Genomic DNA, 15,550 nt, shown 5'->3' with positions numbered 1-15,550 from the left:
CCATGGCGCTCGCAGAAACCATCCAGTACGGCGTCGTCGCAGCGCTCGTCCTCGTGGGCAGTTTCTTCCTGCTCGTGGGGACCATCGGCCTCATCCGGCTGCCGAACGTGTACAACCGGATGCACGCCACCAGCAAGTCGACCACCCTCGGCGCGGCCTCGATGTTCCTCGCCGGGTTCGTCTACTTCGGCGGCCAGGGCGTCGGCCTCGAATCGCTCGTTGGCATCCTGTTCCTGTTCCTGACCGCCCCGACCGGCGCGCACATGATATCCCGGTCGGCCCGCAAGATGGGCATCGACTTCATGGAGGAGGTCGGGTGGCCCATCGAAGGAGCCGGTATCGACACCGACCGCGCCGGAGACGGCGAGTCGCCCGGGACGGCCGACGACTGACCGCCCGCGCGTTTCCCGCACTCATCCTTCGACGGAGTAGTACCCGGCGAGAATGCCGAAGAACAGCACCGTGGTGAGCCAGTCCGAGGGCGCGTACCCGACCGTGAACTCGGTCAGGATACGGATTCCGGAGACTACCAGGACTGCGCCGACCCCACGAAGCGCCAGCTTCGTCGTGTCGACCCCACTCATGCTGGGCCTCCCCGTAGACGGTCACCATCACAGGTGGGAACTTCGCCATGGCCGGGCTGTCCATGGTCGTACCAGCTCCCGAACGCGCCTCCCTCGCTCATACCAGTTCCTGTCGATTCACGTCCAACTAACTGTTCTTGCTGTGTCGCCTTTCCTACAATCTTGTCGTCGCGACCGTTCGTGCCGCCGACTGCACACAAGACACTTTATACTCTGTTTCTGATGTGTTTCCATGGACCGACGCAGTGTTATCGCAGCTGGCCTCGCCAGCACCGTCGGACTCTCCGGCTGCCTACAGGCTGGCATCGGCGGTGACTCCGGACCGAACTGCGCCGAGGCCGAGGTCGTCGACGCAACGGTCGTCCCAGCGGAGACCGACACTGCGACGTCCGGAACAGCCGGGACGGACACAACCACACCCGCGCCGGCGGCGACGGACGACTACGTCGTCGTGGCCGTCCGGAACGACACCGGGTCACCCGCCACCGTCACCGGGTACGTCGACTCGATAGACGGCAGAGAAGAGTTCTCGCGAGAAGTCCCCGCCGAGTCGGGGAAGACAGAACTTCGGTTCGGGCCGTTCGCACACCATGGTATCGACGAGTACGAGTTCGGTATCGAGGGGTGTTGAGGTCGGCGGGTCGCTGCTGCCGATTGCTGGTGTGTCGTCACCCGCAGGCCGATTCGCGGCACCCCCTCACGGGAGCACCTGGTCGTACACCTGCAACTCGATACCGTAGAAGCCTTCCAGTCCCCGGATAGCGACAGCGTCCGCTCCGTAGAGGTGTTCTTCCCGATACGGGCCAAGCGCATTCTCCATCACGTCGCCCAGTAGCGTCGAGAACGCGTTCGCACCCGAATCGTGACAGGTGACTGCGCCCCCGTGCCGGACGCCGAACCTGAAGACGAGTTGTGACTCCTCGCGCAACTCGCCGTAGTTCACCACCGCAGTCGACCCGCCGGCCGACCCGCTCGGCCCCGCGACGTCGAGCATCGCGATGCGCTCCTCGGGGTGACAGGCGTCGGCCGTCTGGAGCCACGCCGGTGGGTTCTCGACGGTGAACTCGGGGTCGCGGTCGGCGGGAATCGAGAGACAGCCCGCTCCGACCGTCGCGAGTGAGCAGACACCTGCGAGGACCGCCCGGCGATTCATATCGAGAACTGCTCTCGGAACTGTCAAAAGTACTGTCGAAGCTGCAACGAGAGTTTCACCCGACGGACTCCACCCGTCAGGACAGCGTCGCCGCCAGCGCCTTCGCGACCTCCAGCCCGAGGTCCTCCTTCTCGCCCCGATATTCAGAATAGGCCTGTTGGTGCACCAGCAGCGCCCGCGTCTCGTCGCTGCCCATGACGCTCGCATCGTTGGCCACCACGAACGCCAGTCCAGCCCGGTCCAGCGTCTGCCGGGCGGCCTCGACCATCTTCTCGTCCTCCCCACTCGTTTCGGTCTTGAAGCCGACGATGCGCATCTCCGAATACTCCTCGCGAACCGTGTCGATGAGCTTCGGTGTCGGCGTGAGCGACAGGGTGAGTTCCTCCTGCCCGGAGCGAATCTTCTCGTCGCTCTGCTCGACGGTGTAGTCGCTGATGGCCGCGACCGAGACCAGCGCGTCAGCGGTCTCGCAGGCGTCGAGCGTCGCATCCAGCATCTCGCCCGCGCTCTCGACCGAGACGAGGTCGGCGTAGGGTACGTCCGAAACATCGGAGCCACTGGTCAGCGGGTGCGGCCCGACCGTCGCGTGGACCAGCGTCACGTCGGCACCCAGGACGTAGGCGGCTCGTGCCACCGCGCGGCCCATCTTCCCCGAAGACCGGTTCGTCAGGAGGCGGACCGGGTCCACGGATTCGGCGGTCGCGCCGCTGGTGACGACGACCTCCATGCCAGCGAGGGGCGACTCACCCGACGCGCGGGCGACCGCGAGGGCGATGGCGTCCTCGGTGGCTATCTTCGCCTTCTCCTCCTCGATGCGGGGAGCCACGAAGTCGACGCCCCACGACTCCAGCTTCTCGATAGCTTCCAGAACCCCAGGATGGTCGTACATCGGCTCGTGCATCGCGGGGGCGACCACGACCGGAACGCCGGCCCCGATGGCGGTCGTCGCGCAGGTCGTCACGGGCGTGTCGTCCACGGCGTGGGCGATCTTCCCAACCGTGTTGGCGGTGGCGGGTGCCACGAGGAGCACGTCTGCCCACTCGTCCCTCCCACACAACGCGACGTGTTCGACCTTGCCCGTGATCTCTGTGACCACCTCGTTGTCGGTCGCGAACTCGACCGACCAGGGGTGGATGATGCCCTGCGCACTGTTCGTCATCACTCCCCTGACCTCGGCCCCCCGTCGACGCAACTCGTGGGCCAGCTCGACCGTCTTCACGGCCGCGATGGAGCCCGTCACGCCGAGGGCGACGTTCACACCGTCGAGCATGCTCATGGCTCCCGGTTCGGGCGCATGGGTTACGGGTGTGTCGGTCGCGTGTCGCGAACCGAGGTCACAAACATCTTCGTTCCCACCTCGCTACGCATCAAGTTCAGTCGTCATGAGATTCTGGGAACGGTGTCGCCTCGACAATACCGTCGGTCGCTAGACCGTATATCGAATCTCCGGTTGCGACGAGGTTCGAATCGAACGCGTACGTCGTATTTTGCCACCGCTTGTCGCCCGTCTCCGCCGAGAGGACGACCACCCCCCCTGGCGACGCACCGACGAGCACCGAATCCGGGGTACAGAGGGGTGCGGAGAGCGTTGTCGCTCGTTCCTTCCTTTCGTCACCAGTGGGAATCTGTGTCCGCCACACCTGCTCCCCCGTTGTCGCGTCCAGAGCGGTGACCGTCCCGGTCTTCTCATCAGGGACGTAGACCGTCTCATCCCTGTACGCGGGGACCGTGTAGGGGTCGGTCGTCTTCGACTGCGTACGCCATACTCGCTCTCCGGTGTCTTTTGTAAGGGCGTGGAGAACGCCGCTGTTGTCTCGAACGAAGACGTGTGTGCCGAGGACGGGAGTGGTGTACGTCTCGCCAACGACGCCGGTGCGCCACCGAACGTTTCCACTCGATTTCTCGATTGCAACGACTTCGCCCCCCTCCGAATTCGCATCGACGAGATAGACCGCCTCGTTCGAACTGCTAACTCCCGTAATCAATCGGTTGCCCTCGACTGCCCATCGCTGGTCACCGGACTCGACCGAGTAGGATTGCAGACCGCCGTCGATGCCGGGTATATAGACGAGCATCTCATCCACGAGGGTCCCGGTGTGCGGTGATGCCGTCGGGGTCTTCCCGACGACCTCCCACGCATCGATATCGACCCATAGCAGGCCAGCATTGGTGTGCACACCGAGTCGTCCACACCCGAGTACCGGTCCGACTCTCGCCGCATGATCCAGCGAGAGAGCGTCTGTATGACCCGTCGATATGTGGGTCCGGTAGATCGTCCTGTCTTGAAACTGGTGCCAGAAAACGTGTTCGTCTGTGGCTACTGCCGCTCCGGTACCGTAGAGTGATTCCACCGTACCGTCGTGAGACACGAGGCGTAGTTCCTCTCCGACGGATATCTCGGTCTGCCCTGTGCGCTGGGGTGAACCCTGGAATGTTGGCCAGACCGTGGAGTCCTGACACTGTTCGAACGGGAGCGAATCTGGAGCCGAGTTGGACGAGAGGAACGAGGTGGGAGAGACACACCCCGAGAGGCTGCTTGCGCCGAGGAGGGCCAGTAGGCCCCGGCGGGACACGGAAGCCATTGTGGTGATGTTTTTTGGCTATTGAACTAAGGTCTTTATTATCAATTACACAAACATCAGGCGAGTAAAACCTCGCAGTCGGCTGGTTTCTGAACTAAATATTCTCGAGTGGTTCCGAATCAGATACTGTCGCTCAATCCAGATTCTCTGGGTCGACGCTCGGGTGCATCCGCGGCTCGTCGTCCAGCGGCTCGGCGTAGGCGCGGTTCGCGTCACGGGCGGCCGAGTCGCGAGCCAGACGCTCCTCGTCGTCTATCTCCTCACAGCCCGGCGGCACGTCACGGTCGCGGCCAGTGAAGTAGCCCCGCGGCGTCACCCAGTCGTGGTAGAAGTTCACGTCGGACTCGTGGACGATGGTCAGGCCGACGGTCGCGCCGTGGCCGGCGCAGACGATGGCCTGGTGGTACTGGTCTGCGAGGCGGCCGGCGGCGTAGATACCCTCGACGTTCGTCCGGCCCGCGTGGTCGACCTCCAGGAACGTCTTGCTCCCGCGCTGTTCGGCCTCGACACCGAGGCCGTCGAGGTAGGAGGAATCAGCCCACGAGGCGGCGACGATTCGCCCCGCAGTGAGTTCGGCGTCGTCGTCCACCGTCACGGTGAACCCGGAGTCGAGGGCACCAGCCACGTCGGTGACCCGGCCGGTGAGGAACTCACAGCCGGCGTTGCCCGCCTGGGCGCGGGTCTGCTGGTGGAACCGGCGCGCATCCACGCCCTCGGGGAAGCCGGGGAAGTTCTCCAGGTGGGCGTTGCGGTAGAGGATCGGTTCGCCGTCGTTGACGACCAGCGTGTCGAGTCCGGCACGGGCGGTGAAGATACCGACACTGAGGCCGGCGACGCCACCGCCGACGATACAGACGTCACAGTCCATAGCCGAACGTCGGCCACACTCCTACAAAAGTCGTGCTCTTCACTGGATTCGGCGGGCCACGAGCGTCCCCATGCAGATGAACGACACCAGGCCGAACACGCCGTTGAAATCCTGGGTCTCGGGGTGTTCGACCGGCGTCGCGAACGGGTCGAAGAGCGAGAGGAACTCGACCGAGTCCTCCTGGTTGTCGATGACGGTGCTACCCTGGGTCGCCGACGTGTCCGCAGTGTCTTCGTCGCGTGCTTCGCTCCCCGTCGAGTCACCGGGTTTCTCGTCGGCAGCCGCGGTGTCGGTCCCGCCGTCGCTCGCCTGTTTGGACTCACGTCCGTCGGCGGTCGACTGGCTGTCGGCGTCGTCACCGGACGAGTCTTCACTTGACGACTCGCCAGTGGACTCCGATTCGGTGGACGTTTCCTGGGGTGTCGACGTTCCCTCGTCGGTGGTGTTCGAGTCGGTCTCGGTCTGTTTCTCGCCGCCGTCTTTCGTGTTCTCGCTATCCCCAGCATCGGTGGACCCGTCGCTCCCGGTGTCCGTCGTTTCGTCTTCGCCTGACCCACCGTCGCCTCCCGTCCCGGAGTCGTCGCTGGACTCGTCCTCACCGTCACCGGGCTGGAGCCCGCCGGAGTCACCGTCGTCGGAGTCACTGTCGTCGGAATTGTCACCGTCGTCGGCGTTGTCGCTGTCGTCGCTGCCGGTGCCATCCTCGGTGTCGTCTGAGCCGTCATCACCATCCGAATCGTCACCGCCATCCGAACCATCACCGTCATCTGAGCCGTCACTGTCGTCCGACTCGTCGCCGCCGTCAGTCCCGTCCCCGTCGTCGGCTTCCTCGACCACGAGCGTCGTCTCCGTCATCGCCTGGTTCCGGCTCCGGTCGCTGACCCGTCCCGAGACCGTCACCTCTCCAGCACTGGCGTTGGCTGGCACCTGCAATGTCACGGCCGTGGTGACGGTCTGGCCGGGGTCGAGCGACTCCCACAGCCAGACGATTCCACGGTCGCCGAACCGGGCGCCAGCGTCGGTGTGGTCGACCACCTGCCAGTCGACCGGGGCTTGCTCACCCGGCCGCCTGAGGTGCGCCTCGGCGCGGACCGACTCCGCCACGGCACTCCCCTCGTTCGTGACGGTCAGTTCGACGGTCACCGTCTCGCCCGGGCTCGCGTTGCCGGCCGTGACGGATATCGAATAGCTCACCGCTGCGTTCTCGGTCGTTCTTGTACCCACGTCTGTGGCTCCGGCAACCGGTGTCACCACGAGCGCGCAGACGAGACACCCGAGCAGCACCGCCGTCCCCCTTCGGTTGATTCCCATGGTCTCCTTCCACGGGTTTTCTAACCGAAATATAATGAATCTTTTCACTAGGAAACAAGTGGAATGAGGTCCGTTGCTTGAGAAATAATGGGTGCGGACCGAGTGACTGCGACGACGGAAAGGCTTACGTGGTGAGTGAGAGTACCACGGCTGTGGAACGAGTCGAGGTTACGACGGTCATCTACCTGCCCCCCGAGGAGGTCTACGAGTTCCTGCTCGATTTCCCCCGGTACGCTCGCTACTCGAAGTACCTGAAGAAGGTTACCCAGGATGGCGACGGCTCGCCCGGCACCCGCTACGACCTTCACTTCGCGTGGTGGAAGCTCACCTACACGGCACGGTCGGAGGTGACCGGCGTCGACCCGCCGAACGTCATCGACTGGAAGATCATCAAGGACATCGACGCGACCGGACAGTGGTCGGTCGAGTCCGTTCCCGAGAAGGCACCCGACGAGGACACGCCCGCCTCGGCGGTCACCTTCCTCGTCACCTACGACCCCGACTCGGCGCACGCCGGGAACATCGACATCCCGCGGTTCGTCTCGCTGGCGTGGGTCATCGAGAAGGTCAAGCCCAAGATAAAGAAGGAGGCGCGGCGCATCGTCGAGCGCATCGTCGCCGACCTCGAAGGGCAGCGCCGCGCCGTCGACCTGGAGATTTCGACAGCGGCGGAGTAACCGAATAACAATCCTCTTGTTCTCCCCCTGTCAACCGCCGTCTATCCAACGAGACCAGTCTCTATGCGTGTAATCGTCATCGGAGCCGGAGAGGTGGGTTCGAACATCGCCGCGAGCCTGTCCGAAAGTCACGAAGTCGTCGTCATCGACACGGACGGTGACCGCGTCGAATCACTCACCTACGAACTCGACGTGTTGCCCATCGAAGGCGACGGGACGTCGCTGTCGACCCTCAAGGAGGCGGGCATCGAGGAGACCGACATGCTCATCGCCAGTACGGACCGCGACGAGGCGAACATCGTCGCGTGTTCGACCGCCAAGACCTGCGGCGACCCGTTCACCATCGCCCGGGTGAAGAAGACCGACTTCCTCAACACCTGGCAGGGGTCGAAAGGTGCCTTCGGCGTCGACTTCATGGTCTGTACCGACCTGCTGACCGCCCAGTCCGTCGTCCGCATCGCGGGTCTTCCCGGCGCGCAGGACGTCGACTCCTTCGCGAACGGGCGCGTCCGCATGGCGCAGTTCGAGATAGAGGAGGAATCGACGGTCGCCAACCAGACCGTCCAGAACGCCGACCGGTTCGAGTCGCTGACGTTCGCGGCCATCATCCGCAACGGCGACGTGACCATCCCACGCGGTGAGACGGTCATCGAACCCGGCGACCAGGTCATCGTCATCGGGAGTCCCGAAAGCGTCCGCAAGTTCGCGACCTCGCTCACCCCCGGGAGTACGCTCGACTCCGCCGACGAGGTGTTCATCATCGGCGGCGGCGAGATCGGCTACCAGGTCGCTCGACTGTTCGAGGCACGCGGGGTCACGCCCCGGCTCATCGAGCACGACCCCGAGCGCGCCCGCGTCCTCGCGGACGAACTGCCCGGCACCATCGTCCTCGAGAACGACGCGACGAACATGGACTTCCTCGTCGAGGAGAACATCCACGACGCCGACCTCGTCGTCTCCGCGCTGGAGTCCGACGAGAAGAACCTCCTCGTCTCGCTGCTCACGAAACGGCTCGGCGCGCGCCGGACCGTCGCCATCGTCGAGAACGGCAACTACGTCGAGCTGTTCGAGGCGGTCGGCGTCGACGTGGCCGTGAACCCCCGCGAGGTGACCGCCGAGGAGATAACGCGGTTCACCCGCGAGGAGCACACCGAGAACGTCGCCATCATCGAATCCGACCGGGCAGAGGTCCTCGAGATAGAGATCGACGGCGAGAGCCTGCTGGCGGGTCGCTCCATCCGCGACGTTGCGGGTGAGTTGCCCCGCGGCGTCGTCATCGGGGCCATCACCCGCGGCGACAAGCTCATCACGCCACGTGGGAACACCGTCGTCGAACCAGGTGACCACATCGTCGTCTTCCTCGACGCGACCGTCCTCGACGACGTGGCCCCGAAACTATGAGACTGAAGGTCGACTGGCGCGCGAGTACGAGCCTGGTCGGGCGGGTCGTGAAGTACCTCGCCGTCGCACTCATCGTTCCCATCGTCACCGGCTTCCTGTACGGTGACCAGTTCGTCCCGTACATCCTGCCCTTCTTCGTCACCGCTACCGTCGCCGTGGTCGCCGGGTCGGCCATGGAGCGGCTCGACCCCGACCCCGACCTCGGGGCCCGTGAGGGGTTCCTGATGGTCGCGATGACGTGGTTCGCGGTGTCGCTGGTTGGGTCCATCCCCTACATGCTGGAGGGGTTGACCTACCAGAACGGACAGTTCTTCTACCTCATCGATTCCACCCTGCACCACCCCTCGAACGCGTTCTTCGAGACCATGAGCGGGTTCACGACGACCGGGGCGACCGTCATGGGCGACATCTCCTTCGAGACGCACTCGCGGGGGCTGATGATGTGGCGACAGCAGTCCCAGTGGCTCGGCGGCATGGGTATCGTCGTCCTCGCAGTCGCCATCCTCCCCGAGCTCTCGGTCGGTGGTGCACAGCTGATGGACGCCGAGGCACCCGGCCCCGGCATCGAGAAACTGACGCCGCGCATCGCCGAGACGGCCCGCGCCCTGTGGGTCATCTACGCCGGCATCACGCTGCTGGAGATGGCGCTCCTCTACGGGCTGCACCTGCTCGGCATGGCCCCGAACATGACCGTCTACAACGCCATCGCCCACGGCTTCACCACGATGGCGACCGGCGGGTTCTCGCCGGAGGCGCGCTCCATCGAGGCGTTCGCGGAGATCGTCCAGTGGGTGTTCATCCCGTTCATGATGGCTGCCGGGACGAACTTCGCGCTGTTCTGGCACCTCTCGACCGGGGACATCAAACCGCTGCTCGAAGACGCCGAGTTCCGGTTCTACGCCGGCGTCATCGCCGTCCTCTCGGCCGTCCTCGGGGCGTTCCTCTTCCTGGACCCCGGACTGACGACTGCCGCCGAGACGGGCCTGTACGAGGGCGTGAACCCGACCTTCCTCGGCTACACGTTCCCCGTCACAGGTGACATCGAGGCCGCCCTGCGCCATGCAACGTTCCAGATCGTCTCCATCGTCACGACCACCGGGTACGCGACGATGGACTTCAACGCCTGGGGCGGGCCGGCGCAGTACGTCCTCGTCATCGCGATGTTCATCGGCGGCTCGGCCGGGTCGACCGGTGGTGCCATCAAGATAATCCGGTGGCTCATCATCCTCAAGTCCATCCGCCGCGAGCTGTTCTCGACGGTGCACCCGAACGCGGTCCGCCCGGTCCGCCTGCGCGGTCGGTCGCTGGACGAGCGCGCTCTACGCGGCATCTACGCGTTCACGCTGTTGTACCTCGCGTTGTTCTTCCTCTCGACGCTGGTACTGGTCGCCGACGCCTCGATTCGCGGCCCGGAGACCCTCACCGTCATCGAGGCGATGACCGCGGTGGCCGCCACGCTCGGGAACATCGGGCCGGGGCTGCAGATGGTCGGCCCGATGGGCAGCTACCTCTCGTTCACGCCGGAGGCGAAGCTGTTCATGGTCGCACTGATGTGGATCGGTCGCCTGGAGATATTCCCGGTGCTGGTGTTGCTGACGCGGTCGTACTGGCGGTCGTAGTCCGAGCGACTGCAGCACAATCGAACGCCGTCGCTCTTTCTCCCCTGATTGCTCGCGTTGTGAGAAGACGTGTGGTGTCGGTCAGGCGGTCAGCCCAGCGCGATGAACAGCGCCAGCGGGAGGCCGAAAAGCAGCACCGTCATGAGCGCGAGGATGGCACCGTAGCCGCCCAGAACGCCGGCCGCCGACTTCCACGACGGGTGGTCGAGGTCGATAGGGAGTTCCATACCGTCATGAACTTTCGCGGGGTGCTTAGTTTCACCGGTCGTTCGCCATCCGAGATCAGCGCTTGCCGTACCGGTACTCGTCGGTGACGTCTTCGAGCTGGGTCTTCCCTTCTGGGACCCGCTGGGCGGTGATGAGCTCGCGCGGGGCGTCCGGCGAGTCCACCGACTTGTCGACGCTGTAGCCGACGTAGGTGCAGTCGTCCTCGGTGAACGTGACGACGGAGTAGCCCCAGTGGTGGCTGTCGAAGAACTCGATGTGCGGGTTCTGGAGTGTCACCGCCTTCCGGAGGATGCGCTCGGTCGGTTTCGCCAGTGGGCCCTCGGTCAGGCCGACCGCCTCGGCGACGTTCAGACTCGTCAGCGCGGGCGTCATGAACTCGACGCCGACGCGCTTGTCCTCGTCGACGGGACCGACCAGTTTGTGGTCCAGGGCATCCCGGTACTCGGTCTGCTGGTAGCCCGCGATGTAGCAGTGCATGTCGCCGGTGATGGTGACGAAGTTCTCCACGTCGCGGGCGGCGAGCGCGTTCATCAGGTACTGGCGCTCCCGCCGGTAGCCGTCCCAGCCGCCCTGCACCGGGTAGAGGGTCGCGGGGCCAGCACCGACTTTGAACGGGAGCGTGAGCACCTCGTCGGACCAGAGCGTCCAGGTCGAGTGCTCCTGGGTCTCCTCGACCTGCTCGAGGAACCACTCCATCTGGGCCGGGCCGAGCATGGTCCGGTCCGGCGGTTCCCGCTCGGGGGCAGTCGCGCGTTCGGTCGGCAACAGCAGGTCGCGCTCTTCGGTCCGGAACAGGCGTTCGTCGGTCATCACCAGCGAGACGAGGTCACCGAAGTCGAACCGTCGCCAGAGCCGGAAGCGGTCCTGGAGCCGGTCGGCACCGTGGTCGTACTCGATGCGGGCGGGCATGTACTCCCACCAGGCGTGCATCGCGTCGGCGGCGAGCCGGGTCATGAATTCCGGGTCGTCGCCGCGGGGATGGTCGGCCGCCGGGGCGTCCGTCTCGTAGTCCCAGTGCACGTCGTTGGCGATCTCGTGGTCGTCCCACGCCGGGATGATGGTGTGCTGTTCCAGCGCCTCCTGCAGGTACCCGTCGGACTTGTAGACGCGGTAGAGGTAGCGGTAGTCCTCCAGCGATTCGACGAGGCTGTAGCCGCTCGGGAAGTCCTTCTCTCTCCCCGGATACTCCGGGGCGAACCGGCTCTTGAAGTGGCCATCCGCCGATTCGTAGATGAAGTCGCCGACGTGGACGATGAAGTCGATGTCCTCCTGGGCGATGTAGTGGTACGCCGGGTAGTAGCCGTTGAGGTAGTTCTGGCAGGTCAGCACCGCCAGCGAGAGTTCCTCGGGAGACTCGTCCGGTGCCGGAAGGGTGCGACAGCGTCCGACCCGGCTCGCGGTGGTCCCGTAGACGAACCGGTAGAAGTACTCGCTGAAGGAATCGAGCACCCCGTCGAGGTCGACCTTCACCGTGTAGTCGTGGGCCTCGATGGCCGCGCTGTCGTCGATGATGCCGCGGTGGACGACCTCGGTGAACGCCTCGTCGTCCGCGACCTCGACGGCTAGCGGGAGGTCGTGGTCGAACACGTCCGGGTCGATCCGGGTCCAGAGGATGACGCCCTCGCTCGTCGGGCCGCCGCTGGCGATGGACTGGGGGAACGTCTCGTCTGCGTCCGCGTCCGGGTCGAACTCGAAGACGCTCGGGTCGTCCGGCTCCTTCGGGTCGCGGGCGAACGCGAGGTCGTGTCGCGACAGCAGCGACAGTAACTCGTCGTGGTCGGTCGAGTTCGGCGCGTGCCGGTTGAACCGGCTCCCGCCCCCCTCGTCCCCGTCGTCGCCCGGACCCACGCGCCCGGCGTCCTCGTCGGTCATTGGGCAGTTGGTTACCTCCCCGGGGTGTTGAAGCTATCGCGGCCAGCGTGAACGTCACAGTCGGCCACCCGGTTCCCCGGAACCAGCCCGTTCGTGCACAACTGCGACCTGTTCCGGACCGTTTTTGAGCACGGCCACGTAATCCGCCGGTAATGACGCGAATCGTCGTCGTCGACAATCACGGGCAGTTCACCCACCTGGAGCACCGCGCGCTCCGGGACATGGGTGTCGAGAGCGAGGTCGTAGACAACGAGACACCGCCGAGCGAGGTCGAGGCAGACGGTATCGTCCTCTCCGGGGGTCCCGAGATGGACCGCCGCGGGAAGTCCGGCGAGTACCTCGACGCGGACGTGCCGGTCCTCGGCATCTGTCTCGGCATGCAGATAATCGCGAAGGAACTCGGCGGCGAGGTCGGCTCCGGCGACTACGGTGGCTACGCCGACGTGACCGTCGACATCCTCGACGAGGACGACCCCCTCATCGGGTCGCTCTACCCCGAGACGCGTGTGTGGGCGAGCCACGCCGACGAGGTGAAGGCGGTCCCCGAGGGCTTCTCAATCACCGCCAAGAGCGACGTCTGTGGCGTCGAAGCCATGTCCGACCCCGACCGCGACCTCTACGGCGTGCAGTGGCACCCCGAGGTGTCCCACACCGCCGAGGGCGAGGAGGTCTTCGAGAATTTCGTCTCCCTCTGCGAGCAGTAGCGCTCCCTCTCGGCCGCAGTCGGAGTAGTTTTATTCGACCACGGGAACGGATAGACCATAATGACGGCAACCCAGGGCGACCTGGCCAGCATGTCCCGGTACATCTTCCGGGCCCCGCGCTGGTACAAGAGTCTCGCCTTCGCGATGGTGGTCGCCGCAGTGACGGGGATCGGGGTCTTCGAGAACACGTTCTGGCTGGAGGACCTGTGGCAGGGCGTCTTCTTCATCGGCATCCCGACGTTCGCGGCGTCGGTGCTGACGAGCGTCGTCGACCAGCGCCTCGGCGGCCAGCTCACCCCGAACCGCGCCTCGCTGCTCGCCCTGCTGTGTGAGGTCCTGGTCGTTGCCATCCTGGCGGTCGGTGGCCTCGTCGCGCTCCTGACCGACCTCGGCCAGAACTTCGTCTTCGACGTGCTGTACGTCGGTCTCGCCTCCATCTTCGCGTTCCGGTTGCTCATCGTCGCCGCCATCTCACAGCACTCCATCCCGAAGGCGGCGATCCCCGCGAGCATCCAGACCGCGGCCGCGGCGATCTTGCTGTTCGTCTACAGCGGGACCCTCCGGTATATGGACGCCGGCGGCCCCATCCTCGACGCCTACCTCTCCCGCCCGGAACAGGCCCCGACCTCGCTCGGGCCGATCCTCCCCGGCGACTTCGTCATCCTCGCGCTGCTCTGTCTCCTGTACGGGACCGCGGTCTGGCTCTTCCTCGTCATCATCGACCGGCCGTGGAAACAGAGCCTCGGTGTCTCGGTGCTCGACTTCCTCGGCGGCTTCATCGGCCACATCGCCGACGGAACCCGCGAACTGGAGGACTTCTTCGAGAAGCTGGGCGAGGAAGCGCTCGTCCCGGTCACCGTCCTCGCCTTCGAGCGCGAGGACGGCACGGAGAAGGCCCGGTTCGTCCTCCCGATGATCCACCCCGGTCCGATGGGCGAGATCGGTGGCGGGAACCTCCCAAAGCGTGTCGCCGAATCGGCAGACGGCCTCGCGTTTCCGCCCCACGCGACCGCGGGCCACGACTTCAACCTCGTCACCGAGCGCGAGGTCGACACCATCCTCGAGACCGCCCAGGACGCCCACGACCGGCTCGAGTTCGGGACGACCGCGACCGAGAGCGTCCGCACCCAGGTCGGTGACGCCAAGATGCTGGCGCAGGCGTTCGGCGACGACATCCTGCTCGTGAGCACGCACTCGCCCCGGTTCGCCGACGACGTGGACTACGCGGTCGGCCTCTCTGCCGCCGCCGAGGCACGTTCTGGTGGCTTCGACGAGGTGTTACTGGTCGACGCGCACAACTGCAACAACGGCCTCAAAGGGGACGACCTCGGCCACGTCACACCCGGTAGCGAGCGCTCGTTCGACATGATGCAGGCCGCGGCGAAGGCCGCCGAGGAGCTTCACGACGCCCCCCAGCACCCTGTCGAGGTCGGCACCGCCTGGGCGGAGACCGACTGGATTCCCGAGGACGGCATCGGGCCGCTCGGCGTCCGCGTCGCCTGTGTCACCGTCGCCGACCAGACCACCGCCTACGTGCTCGTCGACGGGAACAACATGGAGCCGGGACTCCGCGAACGACTCATCGACGCGCTCCCCGACGACGTCGACGCGGCAGAAGTGATGACGACGGACACCCACATCGTGAACCGGGTGGAGTCCTCGAACCAGGTGGGCGAGGCCCTCGACCAGAACGAACTCGTCGAGCTGGTCACCGGGTTGACGACGGAGGCGCTCGCGGACCGCGAGCCCGTCTCGGTCGGGATGTCGTCGGACCGCGCCCGCGTCACTGTCTTCGGGAACGATAGAACGGAGACGCTCGCCAGTCACGCGAACGCGATGGTCTCGATGGGCGGGGCGCTCGCGGTGTTGATGGCGATGGCCGCGATGGGCCTGAGTATGGTCGTCTTCTTGCTCTCCTAGGACTCGTCCTCGGCGAACAGGTCGTCGACCGCACTGCGCGCCGCGAGTGCGGCGTCTTCGGCGACCTGCTCAGACTTCGCCTCCGCACTCGGGACGTTCAGGTACACGTCCACGTCGAGGACGCCCTCCTCGAACGTGACGGTCACGTCCATGTCGGTGACGTCTGACTGCTTGAACCGCGAGAGGATGAGTCCCTCGGCCGCTTCCGCGGCCGTACGAACGACTTCTTCGTCGGTGGGCATGCGCGCTTATGCGCCGCCTGCGCCGCCCATGCCGCCGCCCATACCGCCGAGCATCTCCTGCAGTTCCTGCTGGAGCGACTCGAACTGCTCCTGGACGCGCTCTTCCTGCTTCTCGAGGGTCTCGACGCGGATCTCCAGGCTGGAGACCTTCTCGTCGAGGGCGTCCTTGGCCTCGGCGTAGTCCGTCGCGACGAAGAGCTCGCCGACCTCACGGAACATCTTCGTGTCCTCGTCGATGTTCTCGAGCTCGTCGAGTGCGGTCTGGGCCTCTGTCAGCTGGGAGTCCGCGGACTGCTTCTGCTGGGCGACCTGCTGTGCGGTCTCCTGAAGGTCCTGCAGCTCCTCGATTTTCTCCTGTGCTTCCGGCGGAAGGTTTCCTTGCATACCCC

General features: G+C 65.5%; 17 protein-coding genes. 7 read left to right on the top strand and 10 right to left on the bottom strand.

Features of this window, described 5'->3' with window-relative positions; genetic code table 11:
* Positions 1–2 precede the first annotated feature (2 nt).
* A complete protein-coding gene (gene mnhG / locus ACSC1S_RS04795; protein ID WP_435363381.1) occupies positions 3–392 on the top strand; it encodes a monovalent cation/H(+) antiporter subunit G in 390 nt (129 codons plus the stop codon).
* A 21-nt stretch (positions 393–413) separates the two neighbouring features.
* Here mnhG and ACSC1S_RS04790 read toward each other — a convergent pair whose 3' ends face one another.
* Positions 414–584 carry a hypothetical protein gene (locus tag ACSC1S_RS04790; protein WP_435363380.1) on the bottom strand — a complete coding sequence of 57 codons (171 nt, stop codon included), beginning with the start codon at positions 582–584 and terminating at the stop codon, positions 414–416.
* 232 nt (positions 585–816) lie between these two features.
* Between ACSC1S_RS04790 and ACSC1S_RS04785 the strand changes: the two genes are divergently transcribed.
* Positions 817–1,215 carry a hypothetical protein gene (locus tag ACSC1S_RS04785; protein WP_435363379.1) on the top strand — a complete coding sequence of 133 codons (399 nt, stop codon included), beginning with the start codon at positions 817–819 and terminating at the stop codon, positions 1,213–1,215.
* A gap of 66 nt (positions 1,216–1,281) precedes the next feature.
* Here ACSC1S_RS04785 and ACSC1S_RS04780 read toward each other — a convergent pair whose 3' ends face one another.
* The 5 genes from ACSC1S_RS04780 to ACSC1S_RS04760 form a co-directional block, all read right to left on the bottom strand.
* The gene (locus tag ACSC1S_RS04780) at positions 1,282–1,737 is read right to left on the bottom strand and encodes a hypothetical protein (protein WP_435363378.1); all 456 of its coding nucleotides are present in this window, start codon (positions 1,735–1,737) and stop codon (positions 1,282–1,284) included.
* A 76-nt stretch (positions 1,738–1,813) separates the two neighbouring features.
* Entirely contained in the window at positions 1,814–3,007 is a 1,194-nt protein-coding gene (gene coaBC / locus ACSC1S_RS04775) for a bifunctional phosphopantothenoylcysteine decarboxylase/phosphopantothenate--cysteine ligase CoaBC (protein ID WP_435364586.1), read from the bottom strand.
* A gap of 103 nt (positions 3,008–3,110) precedes the next feature.
* Positions 3,111–4,088: a PQQ-binding-like beta-propeller repeat protein gene (locus ACSC1S_RS04770; protein WP_435363377.1), complete on the bottom strand. Its 978-nt coding sequence runs from the start codon at positions 4,086–4,088 to the stop codon at positions 3,111–3,113.
* Between the two features lie 364 nt (positions 4,089–4,452).
* Complete coding sequence (locus tag ACSC1S_RS04765; protein ID WP_435363376.1) at positions 4,453–5,187, bottom strand: NAD(P)/FAD-dependent oxidoreductase; 735 nt, start codon at positions 5,185–5,187, stop codon at positions 4,453–4,455.
* A gap of 39 nt (positions 5,188–5,226) precedes the next feature.
* Positions 5,227–6,498, bottom strand: a complete 1,272-nt coding sequence (locus tag ACSC1S_RS04760) for a hypothetical protein (RefSeq protein ID WP_435363375.1) — start codon at positions 6,496–6,498, stop codon at positions 5,227–5,229.
* A gap of 152 nt (positions 6,499–6,650) precedes the next feature.
* On the opposite strand from ACSC1S_RS04760, the gene ACSC1S_RS04755 reads away from it, so the two are divergent.
* The 3 genes from ACSC1S_RS04755 to ACSC1S_RS04745 all read left to right on the top strand — a co-directional run bounded on the left by ACSC1S_RS04755 (position 6,651) and on the right by ACSC1S_RS04745 (position 10,195).
* Complete coding sequence (locus ACSC1S_RS04755) at positions 6,651–7,175, top strand: type II toxin-antitoxin system RatA family toxin (RefSeq protein ID WP_435363374.1); 525 nt, start codon at positions 6,651–6,653, stop codon at positions 7,173–7,175.
* Positions 7,176–7,238: 63 nt separating this feature from the next.
* Positions 7,239–8,576, top strand: coding sequence for a Trk system potassium transporter TrkA (trkA, locus tag ACSC1S_RS04750; RefSeq protein ID WP_435363373.1), 1,338 nt, complete (start codon positions 7,239–7,241; stop codon positions 8,574–8,576).
* Positions 8,573–10,195, top strand: a complete 1,623-nt coding sequence (locus tag ACSC1S_RS04745) for a TrkH family potassium uptake protein (protein WP_435317756.1) — start codon at positions 8,573–8,575, stop codon at positions 10,193–10,195. Before trkA ends, ACSC1S_RS04745 begins: the two co-directional genes overlap by 4 nt.
* Positions 10,196–10,284: 89 nt before the next feature.
* Here ACSC1S_RS04745 and ACSC1S_RS04740 read toward each other — a convergent pair whose 3' ends face one another.
* Together ACSC1S_RS04740 and ACSC1S_RS04735 are read right to left on the bottom strand one after the other, a co-directional pair.
* Positions 10,285–10,422 carry a hypothetical protein gene (locus ACSC1S_RS04740; protein ID WP_261650687.1) on the bottom strand — a complete coding sequence of 46 codons (138 nt, stop codon included), beginning with the start codon at positions 10,420–10,422 and terminating at the stop codon, positions 10,285–10,287.
* Between the two features lie 55 nt (positions 10,423–10,477).
* A complete protein-coding gene (locus ACSC1S_RS04735; protein WP_435317755.1) occupies positions 10,478–12,295 on the bottom strand; it encodes an alkaline phosphatase D family protein in 1,818 nt (605 codons plus the stop codon).
* A 152-nt stretch (positions 12,296–12,447) separates the two neighbouring features.
* On the opposite strand from ACSC1S_RS04735, the gene ACSC1S_RS04730 reads away from it, so the two are divergent.
* Both ACSC1S_RS04730 and ACSC1S_RS04725 read left to right on the top strand, forming a co-directional pair.
* The gene (locus ACSC1S_RS04730; protein WP_435317754.1) at positions 12,448–12,999 is read left to right on the top strand and encodes a GMP synthase subunit A; all 552 of its coding nucleotides are present in this window, start codon (positions 12,448–12,450) and stop codon (positions 12,997–12,999) included.
* A 60-nt stretch (positions 13,000–13,059) separates the two neighbouring features.
* The gene (locus ACSC1S_RS04725; protein ID WP_435363372.1) at positions 13,060–14,919 is read left to right on the top strand and encodes a DUF2070 family protein; all 1,860 of its coding nucleotides are present in this window, start codon (positions 13,060–13,062) and stop codon (positions 14,917–14,919) included.
* On the opposite strand, the gene ACSC1S_RS04720 is transcribed toward ACSC1S_RS04725, so the two are convergent.
* Together ACSC1S_RS04720 and ACSC1S_RS04715 are read right to left on the bottom strand one after the other, a co-directional pair.
* The gene (locus ACSC1S_RS04720) at positions 14,916–15,161 is read right to left on the bottom strand and encodes a DUF3194 domain-containing protein (RefSeq protein ID WP_435363371.1); all 246 of its coding nucleotides are present in this window, start codon (positions 15,159–15,161) and stop codon (positions 14,916–14,918) included. The two genes, ACSC1S_RS04725 and ACSC1S_RS04720, sit on opposite strands and share 4 nt — an antisense overlap.
* Before the next feature lie 6 nt (positions 15,162–15,167).
* Positions 15,168–15,545, bottom strand: a complete 378-nt coding sequence (locus tag ACSC1S_RS04715) for a prefoldin subunit beta (RefSeq protein ID WP_435363370.1) — start codon at positions 15,543–15,545, stop codon at positions 15,168–15,170.
* Positions 15,546–15,550 lie beyond the last annotated feature (5 nt).

Source organism: Haloarchaeobius pelagicus (assembly GCF_051207375.1).
Classification (GTDB): domain Archaea; phylum Halobacteriota; class Halobacteria; order Halobacteriales; family Natrialbaceae; genus Haloarchaeobius.
Note: the sequence above shows the minus strand (reverse complement) of the source record. Positions and strands in the feature narration are given on the sequence as shown.

What these genes read in the sequence shown, in the direction of transcription:
- mnhG (WP_435363381.1), top strand. Translation starts at nt 3, where the DNA reads ATGGCGCTCGCAGAAACCATCCAGTACGGCGTCGTCGCAGCGCTCGTC.
- ACSC1S_RS04790 (WP_435363380.1), bottom strand. Translation starts at nt 584, where the DNA reads ATGAGTGGGGTCGACACGACGAAGCTGGCGCTTCGTGGGGTCGGCGCA.
- ACSC1S_RS04785 (WP_435363379.1), top strand. Translation starts at nt 817, where the DNA reads ATGGACCGACGCAGTGTTATCGCAGCTGGCCTCGCCAGCACCGTCGGA.
- ACSC1S_RS04780 (WP_435363378.1), bottom strand. Translation starts at nt 1,737, where the DNA reads ATGAATCGCCGGGCGGTCCTCGCAGGTGTCTGCTCACTCGCGACGGTC.
- coaBC (WP_435364586.1), bottom strand. Translation starts at nt 3,007, where the DNA reads ATGCTCGACGGTGTGAACGTCGCCCTCGGCGTGACGGGCTCCATCGCG.
- ACSC1S_RS04765 (WP_435363376.1), bottom strand. Translation starts at nt 5,187, where the DNA reads ATGGACTGTGACGTCTGTATCGTCGGCGGTGGCGTCGCCGGCCTCAGT.
- ACSC1S_RS04760 (WP_435363375.1), bottom strand. Translation starts at nt 6,498, where the DNA reads ATGGGAATCAACCGAAGGGGGACGGCGGTGCTGCTCGGGTGTCTCGTC.
- trkA (WP_435363373.1), top strand. Translation starts at nt 7,239, where the DNA reads ATGCGTGTAATCGTCATCGGAGCCGGAGAGGTGGGTTCGAACATCGCC.
- ACSC1S_RS04745 (WP_435317756.1), top strand. Translation starts at nt 8,573, where the DNA reads ATGAGACTGAAGGTCGACTGGCGCGCGAGTACGAGCCTGGTCGGGCGG.
- ACSC1S_RS04740 (WP_261650687.1), bottom strand. Translation starts at nt 10,422, where the DNA reads ATGGAACTCCCTATCGACCTCGACCACCCGTCGTGGAAGTCGGCGGCC.
- ACSC1S_RS04735 (WP_435317755.1), bottom strand. Translation starts at nt 12,295, where the DNA reads ATGACCGACGAGGACGCCGGGCGCGTGGGTCCGGGCGACGACGGGGAC.
- ACSC1S_RS04730 (WP_435317754.1), top strand. Translation starts at nt 12,448, where the DNA reads ATGACGCGAATCGTCGTCGTCGACAATCACGGGCAGTTCACCCACCTG.
- ACSC1S_RS04725 (WP_435363372.1), top strand. Translation starts at nt 13,060, where the DNA reads ATGACGGCAACCCAGGGCGACCTGGCCAGCATGTCCCGGTACATCTTC.
- ACSC1S_RS04720 (WP_435363371.1), bottom strand. Translation starts at nt 15,161, where the DNA reads ATGCCCACCGACGAAGAAGTCGTTCGTACGGCCGCGGAAGCGGCCGAG.
- ACSC1S_RS04715 (WP_435363370.1), bottom strand. Translation starts at nt 15,545, where the DNA reads ATGCAAGGAAACCTTCCGCCGGAAGCACAGGAGAAAATCGAGGAGCTG.